The sequence below is a fragment of the Terrabacter sp. FW104-15G4B genome, assembly GCF_058790095.1.
In genome coordinates this window covers 301,957-320,464 of the sequence record NZ_JBYTCI010000002.1, presented here as the reverse complement: position 1 = coordinate 320,464, position 18,508 = coordinate 301,957, and the positions used below count along the sequence as shown (strand labels likewise).

Genomic DNA, 18,508 nt, shown 5'->3' with positions numbered 1-18,508 from the left:
GCGGCGGGGCGCCGGTAGGGTGGGCCCGTGAGCGATGCCCCCATCACGTATGCCTCGGCCGGAGTCGACGTCGAGGCGGGTGACCGGGCCGTCGAGCTGATGAAGGCCTCGGTGCGGCGCGCCACCCGGCCTGAGGTCGTGGGCGGCCTCGGCGGCTTCGCCGGCATGTTCGACGCGAGCGCGCTCGCCCGGATGACGCGCCCGATCCTTGCCACGAGCACCGACGGCGTCGGCACCAAGGTCGCCATCGCGCAGGCCCTCGACAAGCACGACACGATCGGTTTCGACCTCGTCGGCATGGTCGTCGACGACATCGTCGTGTGCGGCGCCGAGCCGCTCTTCATGACCGACTACATCGCGACCGGCAAGGTGGTGCCCGAGCGCATCGCCGCCATCGTCGGCGGCATCGCCCGCGCGTGCGAGGAGGCGGGCGTGGCGCTGGTCGGCGGCGAGACCGCGGAGCACCCGGGCCTGCTCGACCCTGACGAGTACGACGTCGCAGGCGCCGCCACCGGCGTCGTGGAGCATGCCGCCGTGCTGGGTCCGCAGCGCGTCGCCGACGGTGACGTCGTGATGGCCCTGGGCAGCAGCGGCCTGCACAGCAACGGCTACAGCCTCGTCCGGCGCGTCTTCGCGAGCGCCGGCTGGGAGCTGGGCCGCCACGTCGACGACTTCGGCCGCACGCTCGGCGAGGAGCTGCTCGAGCCGACCCGCATCTATACCGGGCCACTGCTCGAGCTGATCGCCGCCGACGGTGTCGACGTGCACGCCCTGAGCCACGTCACCGGTGGTGGGCTCGCCGCCAACCTCGCGCGGGTGCTACCGACCGGCACCTTCGCCCGCGTCGACCGCTCGACCTGGAGGCCGCCGGCGGTCTTCCGCACGGTGCAGGACCTGGGCCGGGTGCCGCAGGCGGACATCGAGCGCACCCTGAACCAGGGCATCGGCTTCGTGGTCGTTCTCCCCGAGGCCGACGCGGACCGTGCGATCGAGCTGAGCGAGGCGCGCGGCATCAAGGCCTGGCGGCTCGGAGAGGTCGCGACGCGGGAGCGTGCGGAGGCCGACGGGCTCATCGCGGACGACGCCGAGATCGTGCACGGCGCCAAGGGCGTGGACGGGGGCGCCGTGCAGGTCGTCGGGCAGCACCCCACGGCCTGACCGGCGCCCGCGCCGGGAGGCGGCACACGGCCTACCGGCGCTTCGCGGCATACCGCGCCGGGAGGCCTACGCCGGGCATGACGAAGCCCGCTCACCCCGGAGGGTGTGCGGGCATCGATGCGTCACCCCGACGCCAGCCTGCCGCTCGGGCCGGCCGGGACGTCGGGCTGTAGGCAGCACCGATCGCACGCCGGGCGGTGAACCCGACGCACGAGGTGCAGACAGAAGAGGAGGGCGAGCTCAGCGCTCGCCCGAGGCCCACTTCCCGTATTCGTCGTACTCGTCGTCGTCGACGGATCGTGGCTGGTTGGAGACGTCGCGTTGCGACGGTCCGTGCAGCTCACGCTCCAGCGCGCTCAAGTCCGTCTCTGGTGTGTAGTACTTGAGCTGCCGTGCGACCTTGGTCTGCTTGGCTTTGGCTCGGCCGCGCCCCATGGCGTGACCCCCTCGTGCGTCGTGCCGGGACGGCATCGCTCCTCGGAGAGCTGGAGGGCTCTTCGATGTCCGCGTAGCGGCCCCGGGAATGTGTGTGTTCTCGTGGGGCTAACGCTACATGAGTGAGGCAAATCGCGCGCCCGCCCCACGCCCTGGCTCGCCGGGCAGTCCGGCCGGCTGGGCGCACAGCAGCCTTGGGTGACTTATACGCCAGGAGGAGTCAAAGCGGGACGATTTGACTCTTTTCAGTGTTTAACTGCCATTGGGCTGGCCGAGACTTTACCCTTGCTTTACTGAGCCCCGATTGGGGCGCATGCGTGTCGCTGCACCTAGCGACAGGGTGGTGGGGAAATGACAATGACGACTCAGGATCGACACGAGACCGAGAAGCTGCTGACTCCTGCCGAGGTGGCGGCCCTGTTCCGAGTGGACCCCAAGACGGTTACCCGTTGGGCCAAGGCAGGCAAGTTGACGTCCATCCGGACCCTTGGCGGGCACCGGAGGTATCGCGAGTCAGAGGTCCGCGACCTTTTGGGTGGCGGGCACTGAGCTCGACCGACAGTCGGGGGTAGGCGGTCAGACCACAGGGGGAGGGGCTCCGCGCGGTGTCCCTCCCTCGCTGACCGCCGAGGGTCCGTGCTCGGGCGCGACCGTGTGAAGACACGGTCGACGGTGCACAGGACGTGATCCACGACGCCGCGATGACGCGGCCGTCGTGGCGTCGGCCTGTCGGTAGGGGCGCTCTAGAGTGGCGCCCATGACCACGCGGCCGGAGATCACCGCCATCACCCTCGGCGTGCGAGACGTCGAGCGGTCCCGGAGCTTCTACGTGGACGGACTGGGCTTCCGTTCGGTGCTCGACGTGCCCGGAGAGATCAGCTTCGTCCAGTGCGCGCCCGGCCAGCTCCTGGCCCTGTGGGACATCAGGCAGCTGCCCAGCGAGTACGGCGACGTGGCCCACGGGCCGTCCGGGCCCCCGCTGTCCCTGGGCCACAACGTCGCAGCCGCCCAGGACGTCCAGGAGCTGTATGCCGCCGCGTTGGCTGCTGGCGCCACGTCGGTCGCTGCCCCGACCGAACGCGAGTGGGGCGGCGTCAGCGCGTGCGTGGCCGACCCGGACGGCTTCCGGTGGGACTTCGTGCACAACCCGAACTTTCGGGTGGACCCCGACGGCACCGTCCACCTGGGTCTGGGCTAGCACGGCAGGTTTAGCGGGGCCGGGCCAGGCGCGCCCGCCAGGGATGATGGGCCGGCTGACCTGCGACGACGCGCCGCAGGAGGGCGATCTGAGCGTCGTCGAGCAGGGGCAGCGCAGCTTGGAGATCAGCATCGTCCTTGGCCCGGCCTGACGTCGCCTTGTGGGCGAGCACCAGCTCGGGTCGCAGGTAGCGCACGCCGTCGCGCTCCCACGTCGCCTCGTCGAGCGGCAGCACGAGCGCCGGGTCGCGCTTGAAGACCCAGCGGCCGTCCCGGACCGGGTTGAGCAGGATCTCCCCGTGCCAGGGCGCCAAGGCGTGCTCGCGGACCCACAGCTGTTCGGCATGTGCCGGGACTGCTGTCCCAGGCGGCAGGTGCAGCAGGCCCTGGTCGCTCGCCGCCCACAGGTGCCAGTCCACCTCGAGGTGGCCACGGACTGCACCGACGTCGCAGCGGAGCACCGAGAGGTCGATGTCCTCGTGCGGTCGAGTCACACCGGTGAACGCCTCGATCGCCCAGCCGCCGGCCACCCACCACGGGACGTCGAGGCCGGCCAGCAGGCCGCGAGCCTCGGCGGGAGTCCAGGGGCGTTGTGGACCGTAGATCCGCTCGAACGGCTCCGGCTCGAGACGTTCCTGGCCGTCCGCGTCCGCTACGTCAGGGTCGCCCACGGGCCCACGCCAGCGGTCGCGGCCTCGCCTCAGTGGCCGAGCGCGCGCAGCTGGAGGCGGAGGGCCAGGCGCGTCTCCGGGTCGTGCAAATCGAGGTCGACGACCTCCGACAGGCGCTGCAGGCGGTAGCGGAGCGTGTTGGGGTGCACGTGGATGCGCGCCGCCGCTGCCCGCGGGTCGCCGGGGTGGTCGAGCCAGGCCGCGACCGTCTCGAGGTATGCCGTGTCGTGGGTCTCGTCCTGCTCGCGCAGCGTTGCGACGGGGCCGAGCAGCTCCTCGGTCCAGATGCCACCGAGCGCCCGGGCGTTGGTGACGGCGGCCCACGCGTCCTCGACCGTGCTCGTGGGGCCGCTGACGCGTCCGACGTCGCGGAGGCGCTGCACCTCGGTGGCCTCCCGGCGAGACCGGTCGAGGTCCGCGGTGCGCGAGACCCGGCCGCCGGCGCTCGCCGTGGCCTCCGGGGCCACGCTGGCGACCTCCTCGACGACCCCGAGCAGCCAGTCCCAGGTGCCGGGGGTCGTGTCTCCTGGCACGTCCCGCACGAGCGTGAGCGCGACCCCGTCGAAGATGGCGAGCAGCGGCTGTCGCCACGAACGGCGCCGTGCCGCCGACTCCCACACGTCGATCTCGCGCTGCGGGTCCGGTGCCGTGGCAGCCGTGTCCACCCGGTCTGAATCGCCAGCCGGACCGGGGGTGCGGTGGGCGCCCGCGAGCACCACGACGCGCCAGGGTGGGGCCGGGAGCCAGCCCTCGGCCTCCAGGGTGTCGCCGCTGAGCACGGCCCGGAGCCGGTCGGCGGAGACGCGGCGGGCGAGGTCCGCCTGCGAGCGCAGGCGCAGCAGGTGCAGGGCCACGACCGACGCCGTCTGGGCCAGCGAGCCCATCACGGTGGCCGGCGGCTCCTGGTCGACGACCGCCCAGATCGAGCCCAGCCACTCGGTGCCGGCCCTGACGGGGACGACGACACGCGCGCCGAGCCCGCGGCCAGCCGGCACGAAGAAGGGCTCGTCCGAGCGGGCCAGCCGACGGAAGACCCCGCGACCGCGCAGGTTGGCGATGACCTCGTCCGGCACCCGTCGGCCCACGATCGTCGAGACGCGTGCCGGGTCGGCGACGTCCTGGGTGGAGGAGTAGGCCAGCACGCGCGACTGGGTGTCCTCGATGGTGATCGGCCCCGCGACCAGGGCCGCGCACGCGTCGGCCAGGGCGAACAGCTCGTCGAGCACTGGTCCCTCGGCCCGCAGCGCCGGACCGCTCGCCGCCCGGTCGAGCACCCCGCGCAGCAGCCACACGACGTGCGCCCACGACGCGTGGTCGGCCAGCTGGACGAGGCTCACTCGCAAGCGCGAGGCCGCGGACCGGACCTGCTGGGAGCGGGCGGCGGCTCGACGCAGGACGACGGCGCCGCTGCCGACCGCCGCCGCACCCTCGAGGAGCGCAACCGCCTCGGCAGGCCGTTCGACACCGACGCCGAGCAGCAGGTCGCCGGCCTGGCCGAAGACTCCGGATGCCGGCTCCGCCAGGGTGACGTCATCGACGGTCTGAGCCCCGGCGTCGACGACCACCGTCAGCAGACCTCCGCCCAGGGTCCCGACGAGCTGCGCGATCGGCAGGCCGACGGGAGTCGTCGACGAGGTGCGGGTGGCGGCCGCGCGGGAGGTGCGGGGGGCGCGCGAGGAGGCGGGCGGCATACTCCATCTTGCTCCGTGTTGTGCTCTCGGCACAACAGAGACTGCAGAGTCTGTCATCGCGGCACCACGGTGGAGTGCTTGGCCGGCCCGACCATGGAGGCAGGCCACTTCAAGACCCAGGAGTCGATCACATGCCCGCCGTGAGCCCCGCCGGTACCCCCGTCCCCCAGCGTGTCGCCGTCGTCGGCGCCGGCATGGTCGGCCTCGCGACCGCGTGGTTCCTCCAGGAGCGCGGCGTCGAGGTCACCGTCATCGACCGCGACGGCGTGGCTGCCGGCGCGTCCTGGGGCAACGCCGGCTGGCTGACGCCCGGCATCGCGACCCCGCTGCCCGAGCCGGCCGTGCTGAAGTACGGCCTGCGCGCGGTGCTCAGCCCCAGCTCGCCCGTCTACGTCCCGCCGAGCGCGCGCCCGGACTTCCTGCGCTTCGTCACCGGCTTCGCCCGGCACAGCACCATGACGGCCTGGAAGAAGGCCATGGGGGCGCTCGTGCCCGTCAACGACCTGTCGCTGCAGAGCTTCGACCTGCTGAAGGCCGGCGGCGTCGACGCGGACACGTACGAGGCGAAGTCGTTCACGGCCGCCTACCGCACCGCCGAGGAGCGCCAGACCCTGCTCGAGGAGATCGAGCACATCCACGGCTCGGGCGGCGACATCACCTTCGACGTCCTAAGTGGCGACGAGGCCCGCGCGATCGAGCCGGCCCTGTCCGACGAGATCGGCGCCGCGATCGTGCTCCACGGGCAGCGCTTCGTCAACCCCGGCGCCTACGTCGCTGCGCTCGCCGACTCGGTCATCGCCCGCGGCGGCAAGATCCTCACCGGCAGCGCGGTAGAGCGCATCACCGACACCCCGACCGGCGTGCTCGTCACCACCGACCTCGGCCAGGCGGAGCACTACGACGCGGTCGTCGTCGCCACCGGCGCGTGGCTCGGCAAGCTGGCCCGGGACTTCGGCGTCAAGCGGGTCGTACAGGCCGGTCGCGGCTACTCCTTCAGCGTCGCCGTCGACGACCTGCCCAACGGTCCCGTCTACTTCCCGGCCGCCCGCGTCGCGTGCACGCCCGTCGGTGACCGGCTGCGCGTGGCCGGCATGATGGAGTTCCGCCGGCCCGAGGCTGCCCTCGACCCGCGCCGCATCCAGGCCATCGTCGAGTCGGCGCGCCCGCTGCTCAAGGGCGCCGACCTCGACCACCGTCAGGACGAGTGGGTCGGCTCGCGGCCCTGCACGGTCGACGGTCTGCCGCTCATCGGCGCCTCGCGCAACCCCAAGGTCTTCGTCGCCGGCGGTCACGGCATGTGGGGCATCACCCTGGGCCCGGTCACCGGTCGTCTGCTCGCCGAGCAGATGGTCACCGGGCGGGCGCCGGAGCAGCTCACGCCGTTCAATCCGCTGCGCTGACCTCGCCTGGCGGGTACGGCCCGCGCGACACATCATCTGTGGTGCGCGGACCGCTCCCGTGCGCCGCCCTGGTTCGTGCAGGTAGCCGAGCTTGCCGGCCAGGCCGTTCAGGTCGCCGGCGTCGTCCTCTGACGCGACGAAGGAGCCGATGTGGGTCTCGGAGATGACGAGCTCGTCGTGCGACGGGCAGCCGAAGGTGTCACCCTCCCAGTCGAAGGCGTCACGGTCGTAGACGACGGCGTTGCCCGAGGAGTTCGTGACCAGGCGGGCGCGCGGGTCGATGCGCAGGAGCCGCTGCTCGCCGTTGGTGATGACGAACTGGTACTCGTCGCCGGGAGCAGCCTCCGGCACGTCGGCGTACCAGTGCCTGTGGTCCTCGGCGACCATGGCGTGGCCGTCGTCGGCCCAGTCCGTGAACGACCCCGTCACCGCGACGGCGTCGGCGTTCGGTGCCCATACCCGGAAGGCGGTGCCGTCCTGGTGCGGCATCGAGCCGAGTCCGGGTCTGGGGGCGTCGTTCTCGGATATGCGGACTCCAGCTCGCAGTGGTGACAGCCCAGACGTCGCGGCGGGCTGGAGGGGACCACCGGTCGTCGTCGTACCCGATGGGGCCGAGCGGTCGTTCGCGCCTGCGACAACGTCCCCGTGCCGCGCGCCCTCAGCGCAGGTAGCCGGTGACGTCCGCGACGACGTGGACGGTGCCCCGGGAGTGGTTGACGACGGTGATGGTGCCGGTGCCGGAGAGGCGGCTGACGACGAGGTTGGCGACGGTCTGGCCGGCGGCGAAGTTGGCGGTGGAGGACCTGGTGGTGGCGGTGGAGTCGGCGCTGAGGTAGCCGACTCGCTGGGGTGCCGTGGCCGTGAGGTTGATGGCGGCGGCGGTGGCGCCGGCTGGGACGGGGGAGCCGGTGATGCCGGCGACCTTGATGCTCAGAGCCGCTCCTGCTTTCAGCGCGGTGCGGGTGGGGTTCGCGGTGGTGCCCGCCCGGGTGTCGAGCAGTCGGGTCGGGGTGGTGGTGGCCCACTGGTTGCGCGTGGAGCTGGCAGTGAGGTAGCCGGTGACATCAGCGACGAGGTGGACGGTGCCGGCGGAGTGGTTGACGACCGTGACCGTGCCGGTGCTGGAGAGGCGGCTGACGAGGAGGTTAGCGACGGTCTGCCCGGCGGCGAAGTTGGCGGTCGAGGACCCACTGGTGGCGGTGGAGTCGGCGCTGAGGTAGCCGGGTCGCTGCGGCGCGACGGCGGTGAGGTTGATGGCGGCGGCGGTGGCTCCGGCGGGCACGGGGGAGCCGGTGATGCCGGCGACCTTGATGGTCAGCGCGGCTCCAGCCTTGAGGGCGACGCGGGTCGGGTTCGTGGCGGTGCCCACCCGGGTGTCGAGCAGCCGGTCGGGGGTGGTGGTGGCCCACCGGTTGGTGGTCGCGTTGGTGGTGAGGTAGCCGGTCACGTCGGCCACGACATGGACGGTGCCCGTGGAGTGGTTGACGACGGTGATGGTGCCGGTGCTCGAGAGACGGCTGACGAGGAGGTTGGCGACGGTCTGCCCGGCGGCGAAGTTGGCGGTGGAGGACCCGCTCGTAGAGCTGGAGTCGACGCTCAGGTAGCCGGGCCGCTGGGGTGCTGTGGCGGTGAGGTTGATGGCCGCAGCGGTGGCTCCGGCGGGGACCGGGGAACCCGCGACGCCGGCGACCTTGATGGTGAGCGAGGCTCCGGCCGCCAGGGCCGTGCGGGTGGGGGTGGTCGTGGTGCCGACCCGCGTGTCGGCGAGGCGCACCGGCGCGACCGGCACGAGGTGCGAGAACGACGACGGCCGGACCGCTGCCGACGGCGTCGATGCGGGACCAGGCCCCACGGCGTTCGTCGCCCTGACCGTGAAGGTGTATCCCGTGTCGTTGCGCAGCCCCGTGAGGGTGGCCGACGTGGCGGACCCGGACACCGTCGCGCTGGCCCCCGCGGGCGAGGACGTCACGGTGTAGCTCGTCACCGGGCTGCCGTTGGCGGTGGCTGCGGTCCAGCTCACCCTTGCGCGGCCGTTGTCGGGAACCGCCGACACCGACGTCGGGGCGGACGGAGCCGTCGCGACCAGCGAGAACCGCATGGCGTCGACCCCGACCTTCGTCGTGGTCGAGCTCGTGCTGCTGTCACGGGCGTGGACACGCACCGACGTCCCGTTGCGGGCCAGGTAGGTGCCGGCGCCCAGGGGTGTCCAGCCGGCGAGGCTCGACTGGTCCAGCGTGCTGGTCGTCGTGCCCCTCGCGTCGGCGACGGCGTAGGTCACCTTGGCCGTCGCCCCCGTCGCGGGGACGTAGGCGCTCACGGCATACAGGCCCGTCGAGAGGCTGGGGGACCAGGTGGCGCCGTTCTCCTCGACGCTGCCGTCCGCGGAGTAGGTGGTGTACGTGTAGTACGCGCGGCCTTGCAGGCCCTGGCCCTGGTTGGGCTTCCAGTAGTACATGTTGCCGGTGAAGAGGAACGACGGACCGCCGGGGCCGACGATCCCTGCGCCGTAGCTGATCGGAACCGGGTTGCCAGTGACGCGACCGCCCACCCAGTTGGCGTCGATGCTGATGGTGACCCCGCCCCAGGTCTCGCTGCCGGTGCTGTACTGGTGCAGCCGCTGCCCGTTGGCCCAGTAGGTGTCGCGGAACTGCGGGTACCTCGCGGAGTCCGAGACGGTCTGCAGGCCGTTCCAGTTGGCGAACCACACGTTGTCCGGTGCGGTGAAGCCGGTCGTGCCGATGGCCCTGGACATGTCGACCATGAGTGACGCGGTGCTGCCGTAGGCCCCTGAGGTGTAGCCCCGGGCGTGCAGCTCCTGCGTCCAGGCCGTCAGGAACGTCAGGACCGTTGCCGTGCAACCGGTGGCGTTCGAGTTGTACGCCTCCATGTCGTAGTAGATCGGCGTGCCGGCCCCTAGTCCGAAGAACGTCGCGCGACCTGCCGCGTCGACAGCGGCAGCCTTGCCCTGCGCGGCCGCCTGCTTCGGGTCGATCGTGGCCAGCCCGGTCTGGTTCACGCAGGGCGCCTGCGCGCCCACGTAGATCGGGATGAGACCCCACCCCATCGAGCTCACCTGGCTGACCCAGCTCGCGGAGAGGTTGCCGTCGGGGCAGGCCCGCATGGACCCGCCGATGTAGACGCCGGCAGCGCGGTAGGGAGACGCCATCCACGACTTCATCGTCGCCACGCTCGGCGCGGCGCAGGCGTCGAAGCCCATGCCGGTGAAGGTGCGCGGGCCGGAGGCGGTGCTGGTCGTCATCGCTGCCGAGCTCACGACTGGGGTGGCGTTCGTGTCGTTCGGCGCGCTCGGGAAGCTCGCCGTGCCGGTCGTGCCGGTCGTGCCGGTCGTGCCGGTCGTGCCCGACGTGCTGGGCGCGCTCGACGGGCCGCTCGAGCTGGGACCCGTCGTCGCCGTCGCGAGGATCTCGTCGACCTGTGCCTCGCTCGCACCCCAGGAGGCGTCGACCTGGACGTCCTTGGCTGTGAAGCGGGCGGCCTTGGTGCGCGCGGACGGGTTCTTCCCGGTGTGCGCCTTGAGGGAACCCAGCTCTGTCGTGCTCGACGTCATCGCGGTCGCGCTGCCATCGGAAGCCGGGTGCAGCCAGAGTGTCTCCGCGCGCCCCACCTTGTGGGCGGGACAGTCCTGCTGGCTGCCCGGGCGCCCGAGGTAGACGGCCTTGACGTCCAGACGCAGGCAGCGGGTGGGGTCTGCGTCGAGGTCGACGACCGACCAGTCGGAGGGCACCGTGACCTGGACACCCCGGTAGTCCACGGCGCGCGCCTTGGGCGACCGGGACGGAGGCTTGGGTGCGGCCGGTGTCGCCGTCTGCTGGACCGTGGGGGCCGAACCGGGGGTCGGGGACCCGACGCCCGGCCCCGCCGTGGCCGTCCCTCCACCGCTGAGTGTCAGCGCCACGGCGCCGACCAGAACCGTCGTGCGGCGCCATGAACGGGACATTGTGAACCTCTCGAACTCAGTGCAGTGCCTGGTTGGGTGCGCCAGCCGGACCCACGTCCCCCGACACAAAACGCGCAAAACGTCACCCGGCGTCGACGGTACATCGATCGCAGGCCTCTTGGGCCCCTACCGTCACATCCGCATCATGGCCAGGGCTCAGGCGACGAGGAGGTATGCCGGGTGCTCGGGCACGTGCCCGTGGTCGCGCAGCTGCCGGGCCAGGTGGAGTGCCCCGTCGAGCGCGCCACCACGGGCAGGAGAGAGGCAGGCTCCCGCGGCGGCCAGACGCCGCTCGAGCGCCTTGGCGACCGGCCGGGCGCCGAGCATGCCACCGGTGGCGGCGAGCGCCGGGCTCTCGAGGCCGGCCGCGGCGCGCAGGAGCGAGTCTGCAAGGTGGGTGCCGGCCTGCTGGCAGAGCTGGTGCGCTTCGGCGTCGACCGAGGCCGCCTCGGTGACGAGGGGCGCCACGGACGCCAGGCGTTCCGGTGCGTCGGGGGCCGCCATGACCAGTCTCGGCCAGCACTCGACGGGCCCCAGCAGTGTGGTCGCCGCACGCAGCAGGGTCGGGGAGCCGCCCGGCAGGCCGTCGTGGGCGCGCAGGGCTGCGCGGAGCCCGCCCATGCCGAGGGCGGCGGCGGACCCGGCGTCGCCCAGCACGTGGCCCCAACCGTCCACGCGGCGCCAGAGCGCCCCGAAGTCGGTGCCGAAGGCGACCGCGCCCGTGCCGGCCGCAACGACCGCGCCGGGACCGATCCGCCCGGTCGCACCGACGAGGTTGGCGACGGCGTCACTGACCACCACCGTGCGCCGGGCACCGAGGCCCTCGACCACGGTGCGCAGCACCTCGGCCCGGTCGGCGAGGAACAGCAGCCCGCGCATCGACCACACGACGACCTCTGGCCGCAGCGGCTCGGCGACCGGCCCGCCGCCGGCAACGGCCAGCAGGGTGCCGGCATCGCGAACGAGCGACGTCAGGTCGATGCCGCCGGTTCCGACCCGGGCGCCGGGGGCGGTGAGCACCGGACCGGGGGCGACGGCATACGTCTGCAGGCGAAGGCCCGACCCGCCGACGTCCACGGCGACGACCGTGCCGCCGGTGGACCCCTCTGTCACTTGGCCATGCCGGCGGTCAGGCCCGCGACGATCTGCTTCGTGGCCACGAGGAAGAGCAGGATGAGCGGGATCGTCGTGATGACGAGACCGGCGAAGACGGCCGAGTAGTTCGTGGCGTTCTCACCGAAGAAGTTGGTGAGCCCCACCGGCAGGGTGTACTTCTCCTCGCGGCGCAGCAGGACGAGGGGGAAGAGGAAGTCGTTCCAGATGGGCACGAAGCGGAAGACCGCGACGGTCGCCAGGGCGGGGCGCACGAGCGGCACCATGATCCGCCAGAACGTCTGCCAGCTGCTCGCACCGTCGAGGGCCGCGGCCTCCTCGAGCTCCTCGGGCAGCTGCCGGAAGAAGGTCGTCAGGACGAAGACCGAGAACGGGATGCCCGACGCGGCATACATCAGCATCAGGCCGAACCGGGAGTCGATGAGTCCGAGGCCGTCGAAGAGGTAGAAGATCGGCAGGATCGCGAGGTGGATCGGCAGCATCAGACCGGACAGGAACAGCGACTCGAGCCACCGGAAGATCCGTGAGCGACCGCGGGCGAGGGCGTATGCCGCCATGGTCGCCACGGCCGTGGAGATCGCGACGGCGCCGACGGTGACCGCGAGCGAGTTGCCGAAGTACGTCGCGAAGTTGCCGGTCGTCCACGCCTCGACGTAGCTGGCCGTCGTCGGAGGGGTGGGCAGGCCGAGGGGGTCGGTGATGAGGTCGGCGTTCGAGCGGAAGCTGTTGCTGACCATGAGCAGCAGCGGCACGAGCGCCAGGGCGGCATACCCCCACAGGAGCACGCTGGCACCTGCGCCGCCGACGGGTCGGCCCACCCGCGGAGGGCGCCGGCCACGGGGCGGCGCGAGGCGAGGGGCTTCCTGCTCCTGTGGCAGCTCGGTGGTCACCACGGCGGTGGTCATGCGGTGATCCTCCGCTCGTGACGGCGCAGCACGGACGTGGCGGCATACGCCCCGCCGAAGATGATCAGGAAGAGCAGCGTCGCGAGCGCCGACGAGCTGCCGATGGCATCGGTGGCACCGGAGTCGAACGCCGTGCGGTAGAAGAGCAGCGACACGAAGTCCGTTGCGCCAGCGGGGTTTCCGGTCGATCCGCCGAACGCGTACGGCAGGGCGAAGGCCTCCATCGCGAAGATGAAGGTGAGCACCGACACCGTGCCGATGGCCGGCACGAGCAGCGGCAGCGTGATCCGGAAGAACGCCTGGCGGTTCGTCGCGCCGTCGACGCGTGCCGCCTCCGTCAGCTCCTCGGGGACGCCGCCGAGGGCCGCGCCGTAGAGGAGGACGGGGAAGCCGATCCACTGCCACACGCTGACGAGGATGACGACCCAGATCGCGGTCTTGGGGTCGCCGAGCCACGGCAGCGCCCACGACTCGAGCCCGAGGTTGGTCAGCAGGGTGTTGACCGGACCGAACGTCGGCGACAGCAGCAGCGTCCAGAGGTAGCCGATGACGATCGGACTGACGAGATAGGGCATCGCGTACAGCGTCTGCAGCACCCGGCGGCTGCGCGGGCGGCTGTAGAGCAGGTAGGCGATGGTCAGCCCGAACGTGTTCTGGATGAGCATGGTGCCGAGGAAGAAGAGGACGTTGTGCAGCAGCGCCCGCGGCAGGTCGGTCGTGAACGGGGCCTTGGTGAAGAGCGTCACGAAGTTCTCGACGCCCGCGAACGCCCCGCGGGTCGTGCCCTGCCACGAGAAGAAGGCGTAGGAGAACGCCGTCACCATCGGGTAGAGCACGAACACCGCGAAGAGCGCGAGCGCGGGTGCGACGAAGACCAGGCCGGTACGGCGCCTCATGCCGCGTCTCCTGCGGGAACCGTCACGCGGAGGGCTTGAACCACGTCTTGACGCCGGTCTCGAGGTCCTGGCTCACCGCGGTGGCGTCCTTGGAGCCGAGCAGCATCTCCTGCAGGCCCTTGCCGAGCACGTCGGTGCCCGAGGGCGCGCCGTAGCGGAAGTCGGTGAGCAGCAGGTAGGGCGAGCCGGAGTTGTTGTAGTTGTCGCTCATCTGCTTGAGCAGCGGGTCGGACGGCTCGACGCCGGGCACGGCGGAGATCTGCTTGACGTCGTCGCTGACCATCTGGCCGAACTCCTTGGAGGTCATCCACTTGACGAGCTCCGTGGCCTCGTTGGGGTGCTTCGACTTGGCGGAGACGGCGAAGTTGCCATCCGCCCATCCTGCCGTCGTCGCGGTGGATCCGCTCGGCGAGCCCGGGGCCGGCGGGACCTGGAAGATGCCGATCTTCATGGCCGGGTTGGCCTTCTGGAAGACGGACAGGTCGAAGCTGCCGCCGGGGATCATCGCCGCCTTCTCGGCCGAGAAGAGCGTCTGGGCGTCCGTCTGGGCCACACCGGTGACGTTCTTGGGCATGTACTTCGCGAGGTCGCCGACGACCTGGACCGAGCCGACCCAGTCGGCGTCGGTGAAGGACTTCTTGCCCGAGAGCACCTCTTCGCGGAAGGCCTTGCCGCCGAAGCGTGGGCCGGCCAGGACCTCGTGGACGATCGGTAGCGTCCAGTCGTCCTTGGCGCCGACGGCGATCGGGGTCACGCCGGCTGCCGTGAGCTTGTCGTTGGCCGCGATGAACTCGGCCCAGGTGGTCGGGGCCTTGATGCCGAACTTGTCGAACAGGCCCTGGTTGTAGAACATCTGCACGGTCTGGCGGGCGAGCGGGACGGAGTAGGTCTTGCCGTCCTCCTTACCCTTGGCGCTCGCGACGACGTTCTCGTCCCAGCCGGAGAGGTCGACCTTGCCGTCGAGGGGCAGCAGCGACTTGCTGGCGACGGTGCCCTGGAGCTGGCCGTAGGAGCGCACCTGCGGCACGTCGGGCCCGCTGGAGCCGGCGAGGCCGGTGGCGAGGATCTTGTTGTACTCGGTGGCCTTGAACGCCTTGAAGTCGACGGTGACGCCGGGGTGGGACTTCTCGTAGGCGTCGAAGATCTTCTTGTATGCCGCCTCGTCCTCCACGCGCCAGGACCAGACCGACAGCGTGACGCCTCCGTCACCCCCGGCCCCGGTGGAGCCGGAGGAGCCCGACGAGGAGGGTGAGCAGGCGGTCACGAGGAGCGCGCCCGAGAGGGTGGCGATCGTCAGGACCGTGCGGCGTGCGCGCCGCGACGAGCCGGGGAGGCGGGAGGCGAACGTCATGGTGGTGCTCCTGTCAGGTGCTGCTGGTGCCGGGGGCGGCACATGTGGGTGGGGAGGGTGGTTCGGGTTCAGTGTTCGGGGCTCTCGGCGGCCGAGACGGGCCCTCCGAGCGAGCTCAGGGCCAGGGCCACCGAGCCGTCGTGCGCGGCGATCGCCGTGCGGGCCGCAGCGGTGCCGATCCCGGCGAGCATCGCCAGCAGTGCGGGCTTGAGCTCGCCGTCGGCGTCGTCGAGGGCGACCCGGGCCTGCTCGGCGTCTGCGCCGGTGGCCTCCTGCAGGATGCGCACCACGCGGCCGCGCAGCTTGGCGTTGGTCGCGACGACGTCGACCATGAAGTTGCTCCACGTGCGGCCGAGTCGGATCATCACGGCGGTGGAGAAGGAGTTGAGGACCAGCTTCTGGGCCGTGCCGGCCTTGAGGCGGGTCGAGCCGGTGAGGGCCTCGGGCCCGGTGCGCACGGCGAGCAGGAGGTCGGCGTGCTCGGCGAGCTCGGCGTGCGGGTTGGCGGTGACGAGCGCCGTGAAGGCACCGATCTCGCGAGCCCGCGCGAGCGCGCCGGCCACGAACGGTGTGCGCCCGGAGGCGGTGAGCCCGATGGCGATGTCACCGGGGCGGAGCGCGTCGGCCTCGGCGCGGCCGAGGTCGGCGTCGTCCTCGACGTTCTCGACGGCCTGCACCAGCGCCTGCGGGCCGCCGGCGTGGTGGGCCACGAAGAGCCCGGCCGGGGCGTTGAAGGTGGGGCGCAGCTCGGCGGCGTCCAGGACGGCGAGCCGGCCGGACGTGCCGGCGCCGAAGTAGTGGACGGTGCCACCGGCGTGCAGCGACTCGACGGCGCGGTCGACGAGGCGGGCCAGGTCGGGTAGGACGACGCCGACCGCGCCTGCGACAGTGGCGTCCTCGGCGTTGAGCGTCCGGAGGATGTCGAGCGAGGAGTGCGTGTCGATGGACGTCGTCCCCGGATGGCGCTCCTCGGTGGGGGCGTCCACGGTCACCTCGCTGCTCACCCGTGCGAGGTTAGTTTCCTACGCACTCAGCGTCAATGCTGTAAATCAGTAACATTCGGGTCACGACACGGCAGTCAGTCGCTCACGTGGTGGCCGGCAACCGCCTCGCGGGTGTCGACGACGGCCTTGCGGGCCCGGCGCAGGTTGCGCTGCGCGACGGCGATGTAGAGGCAGTCGATCACGGTCAGGGCCGCGATGCGGCTCGCCGTGGCGCCCGAGCGCAGGCTCGTCTCGCGCGCGGCCGTGGTGAGCAGGTGGTCGACCCCGGACGCGAGCCGCGACAGCGGGAAGTTCGTGATCGCGATGGTGCGGGCACCCGTCGATCGTGCTGCGGCCAGTGCCTCGATGGTCTCGGTGGTGGTGCCGGAGTGCGAGATGCCGACGGCGACGTCGCCGGGGCCGAGCAGCGTGGCGCTCGTGAGGGCGATGTGGGGGTCGTTCCAGGCGAACGCCACGATGCCGATGCGATGCAGCTTCTGCTGGAGGTCGGTGCCCACGATGGCGCTCGCGCCGATGCCGTAGATGTCGACCCGGCCGGCCCGCGCGATGGCGCCGGCGGCCGCGGCCAGCGCCTCGCGGTCGAGCTGCTGGGCGGTCTCCTCGACGGCGCTCGCGTCGGTGAAGGCCACCTTGGCGATGATGTCGTCGATGGTGTCCTTGGCGCTGATGTCGGTGCCGCTCGTGATCACCGTGCGCGGGTGGGCCGACTCCTCCGCCAGCGCCAGGCGCAGCTGCGGGTAGCCCGGCAGCCCGAGCCGGCGGCAGAAGCGCAGCACCGTCGTCTCCGAGGTGCGAGCCGCGGTCGCGAGCTCGCTGATGGTGAGGCCTGCGGCACGCCGTGCGTCGGCGAGGACGATGTCGGCGACCCGGTCCTCGGCCGGGGACAGCGAGGGCTTGATCCCCCGCAGGCGGATGAGCAGCGATGCGCTGGCCGCGCCTGCGGGGGACGAGACCCCGTCCTCGGTCCTTGGCATGGGCCTTACGCTACGGCGTCGCGGCCGGTCAGCCGCCACCCATCCGCGGAGAAGGCCTCGGGTGTCTTCTCGCCGTCGAGCAGGACGCCACCGGGTCCCTGGACCAGGACGTCGTCGACCGCCACGCCACGGCCGAGGTAGCCGCCGTCGGTCGTGTGCCGCCACCGCAGCTGCTGCTGTCCGACCGGCAGGTCGGCCCTCACCTGCACCCAGCGCCGCGTGCCCGAGCCGGAGATGACCCCGTCGGCCGTCTCTGTCTGGCCGCGGTCGACCACCCGGAAGGGGAGCGCCGTCCAGGTCGTACCGCCGTCGGTCGATCGCTCGAGGTGGAGCAGGTCGGTCTCCTCCGTGTCGAGGAAGAGGTCGAAGCCGAGACGGGCGCCACCGGCGCCCACCGGCAGCTCGCGGGTCGTGAGGCTGGTCGTCGTGGCGTTCTGGGAGCCCGTGACCCAGGCGGTGTCGCCGTGGCGCGGCCGGATGGCCATCGAGGCAGCGAGCCCGTGCGCCCACTCGCGGCGAGCGATGTTGATCGAACCCCAGTCGCGCGACGGGTGGACCCGGTTGGTCAGCAGGACGGCGAACGAGCGGGAGGTGAAGTCGATGACGATCGAGGTGCCGGTGTAGCCCGTGTGGCCGGCGGTGCGGGGGCCGGACAGGGCGTCCATGTACCACCGCTGGTTGAGCTCGAAGCCGAGGCCGTGGTCGTCGCCGGGGAAGGCGCCGTTGAAGTTGGTGATGAGCGCCTCGACGCTCTTGCGGCTGAGGATGCGCTCACCGCGGTAGGAGCCGCCGTTGAGCAGGGCCTGCGAGAGGACCGAGAGGTCGTCGACCGTCGAGAAGACGCCGGCGTGCCCGGCGACGCCCCCGAGGGACCAGGCGTTCTCGTCGTGCACCTCACCGCGGACCATGCCCCGTGGCGGCGAGGTCTGGTATTCGGTGGCGGCGGTGCGGCCCTTGTCGGTCGGGTTGTAGCCGGTGTCCTTCATGTGAAGCGGTGCAGTGATCCGGTCACGGACGACGGCATCGAGCGGCTCCCCGCGCAGCTTCTCGACCATGACCCCGAGGGTGATGAGGTTGAGGTCGCTGTAGAGGTAGGTCGTGGCGGGCGGGTTCGTCAGGGGCTGGTCCATGACGGCCTTGACCCGCGAGGCCCTGTCGGGCCACGTGCTCCAGAGCGGCAGCCAGGAGGTGAAGCCCGAGGTGTGTGTCAGCAGCTGACGCACCGTGACGGCCTCCTTGCCGTTGGCGGCGAACTCCGGGAGGTATGCCGCCACCGGGCTCTCGAGCGCGACCCGTCCCTCCTCGACGAGCTGGACGACGGCAATGGAGGTGAAGAGCTTGGACATCGATGCGAGGTCGAAGACCGTGTCGGTGCGCATCGGCTCCCACTGGTCGCGGGGGAGCTCGGTGGTCGCGTCGGCGTAGCGCAGCGCCCAGCCGCTCGCGTCACGCTCGACGATCCGGCCCTCGTGGCCCATGATGCCGACGGCCCCGGCGAAGAGCGGGTGGCCGCCCGTCGGAGCCTGCTCGTGCGCGTGGATCTGTGCGACCGACTCGGCGATCGGCGCGGGGTCGAGCCCCACGGACGCCGGGCTGGCGTCGGACAGGACGGTGCTGGGCGGTGCGAAACCGCGGTCCGGCTTGCTGAAGTCGTCGGCGGCGGCCCGGCCGACGGGTCCGGCGGTCACGAGGCTGCCCGCGAGGGCGAGGCTGCCCAGGGCGGCCGGGACGAGGGTGCGCGGGCGCATGTCACTC

General features: G+C 71.8%; 15 protein-coding genes and 1 pseudogene. 4 read left to right on the top strand and 12 right to left on the bottom strand.

Annotated features, from left to right (window positions below; genetic code table 11):
- Positions 1–27 precede the first annotated feature (27 nt).
- Positions 28–1,158, top strand: a complete 1,131-nt coding sequence (gene purM / locus AC3WRT_RS03415) for a phosphoribosylformylglycinamidine cyclo-ligase (protein WP_492719117.1) — start codon at positions 28–30, stop codon at positions 1,156–1,158.
- Between the two features lie 240 nt (positions 1,159–1,398).
- Here purM and AC3WRT_RS03410 read toward each other — a convergent pair whose 3' ends face one another.
- On the bottom strand, positions 1,399–1,593 hold the full coding sequence (locus AC3WRT_RS03410) for a DUF3073 domain-containing protein (protein ID WP_492719114.1): 195 nt from the start codon (positions 1,591–1,593) through the stop codon (positions 1,399–1,401).
- A gap of 357 nt (positions 1,594–1,950) precedes the next feature.
- Between AC3WRT_RS03410 and AC3WRT_RS03405 the strand changes: the two genes are divergently transcribed.
- Both AC3WRT_RS03405 and AC3WRT_RS03400 read left to right on the top strand, forming a co-directional pair.
- Complete coding sequence (locus AC3WRT_RS03405; protein ID WP_045191048.1) at positions 1,951–2,142, top strand: BldC family transcriptional regulator; 192 nt, start codon at positions 1,951–1,953, stop codon at positions 2,140–2,142.
- Between the two features lie 208 nt (positions 2,143–2,350).
- Positions 2,351–2,791 carry a VOC family protein gene (locus AC3WRT_RS03400; RefSeq protein ID WP_492719111.1) on the top strand — a complete coding sequence of 147 codons (441 nt, stop codon included), beginning with the start codon at positions 2,351–2,353 and terminating at the stop codon, positions 2,789–2,791.
- A 10-nt stretch (positions 2,792–2,801) separates the two neighbouring features.
- Here AC3WRT_RS03400 and AC3WRT_RS03395 read toward each other — a convergent pair whose 3' ends face one another.
- On the bottom strand, positions 2,802–3,461 hold the full coding sequence (locus tag AC3WRT_RS03395) for a nucleotidyltransferase domain-containing protein (protein ID WP_492719109.1): 660 nt from the start codon (positions 3,459–3,461) through the stop codon (positions 2,802–2,804).
- 29 nt (positions 3,462–3,490) lie between these two features.
- The gene (locus tag AC3WRT_RS03390) at positions 3,491–5,152 is read right to left on the bottom strand and encodes a PucR family transcriptional regulator (RefSeq protein WP_492719108.1); all 1,662 of its coding nucleotides are present in this window, start codon (positions 5,150–5,152) and stop codon (positions 3,491–3,493) included.
- Between the two features lie 131 nt (positions 5,153–5,283).
- Between AC3WRT_RS03390 and AC3WRT_RS03385 the strand changes: the two genes are divergently transcribed.
- Complete coding sequence (locus tag AC3WRT_RS03385) at positions 5,284–6,552, top strand: NAD(P)/FAD-dependent oxidoreductase (RefSeq protein WP_492719105.1); 1,269 nt, start codon at positions 5,284–5,286, stop codon at positions 6,550–6,552.
- A 285-nt stretch (positions 6,553–6,837) separates the two neighbouring features.
- On the opposite strand, the pseudogene AC3WRT_RS03380 reads toward AC3WRT_RS03385, so the two are convergent.
- From AC3WRT_RS03380 to AC3WRT_RS03340, 9 genes and pseudogenes are all read right to left on the bottom strand, one after another.
- Positions 6,838–7,041 (bottom strand): annotated as a pseudogene (locus AC3WRT_RS03380) (early set domain-containing protein); the annotation flags it as partial.
- Between the two features lie 169 nt (positions 7,042–7,210).
- On the bottom strand, positions 7,211–10,324 hold the full coding sequence (locus tag AC3WRT_RS03375) for a glycoside hydrolase domain-containing protein (protein WP_492719103.1): 3,114 nt from the start codon (positions 10,322–10,324) through the stop codon (positions 7,211–7,213).
- Between the two features lie 342 nt (positions 10,325–10,666).
- The gene (locus AC3WRT_RS03370; RefSeq protein ID WP_492719101.1) at positions 10,667–11,623 is read right to left on the bottom strand and encodes an N-acetylglucosamine kinase; all 957 of its coding nucleotides are present in this window, start codon (positions 11,621–11,623) and stop codon (positions 10,667–10,669) included.
- Positions 11,620–12,528, bottom strand: a complete 909-nt coding sequence (locus AC3WRT_RS03365; RefSeq protein WP_492719099.1) for a carbohydrate ABC transporter permease — start codon at positions 12,526–12,528, stop codon at positions 11,620–11,622. Before AC3WRT_RS03365 ends, AC3WRT_RS03370 begins: the two co-directional genes overlap by 4 nt.
- Positions 12,525–13,424, bottom strand: a complete 900-nt coding sequence (locus tag AC3WRT_RS03360; protein WP_492719097.1) for a carbohydrate ABC transporter permease — start codon at positions 13,422–13,424, stop codon at positions 12,525–12,527. The genes AC3WRT_RS03365 and AC3WRT_RS03360 overlap by 4 nt, the downstream gene beginning before the upstream one ends.
- A gap of 22 nt (positions 13,425–13,446) precedes the next feature.
- Positions 13,447–14,775, bottom strand: a complete 1,329-nt coding sequence (locus tag AC3WRT_RS03355) for an extracellular solute-binding protein (protein ID WP_492719095.1) — start codon at positions 14,773–14,775, stop codon at positions 13,447–13,449.
- Positions 14,776–14,843: 68 nt separating this feature from the next.
- Complete coding sequence (locus AC3WRT_RS03350; protein WP_492719094.1) at positions 14,844–15,779, bottom strand: N-acetylmuramic acid 6-phosphate etherase; 936 nt, start codon at positions 15,777–15,779, stop codon at positions 14,844–14,846.
- A 74-nt stretch (positions 15,780–15,853) separates the two neighbouring features.
- Positions 15,854–16,753 (bottom strand): MurR/RpiR family transcriptional regulator, encoded by a 900-nt coding sequence (locus tag AC3WRT_RS03345; RefSeq protein WP_492719092.1) that lies wholly within the window; start codon positions 16,751–16,753, stop codon positions 15,854–15,856.
- A gap of 5 nt (positions 16,754–16,758) precedes the next feature.
- Positions 16,759–18,501: a serine hydrolase domain-containing protein gene (locus tag AC3WRT_RS03340; protein WP_492719090.1), complete on the bottom strand. Its 1,743-nt coding sequence runs from the start codon at positions 18,499–18,501 to the stop codon at positions 16,759–16,761.
- Positions 18,502–18,508: the final 7 nt, after the last annotated feature.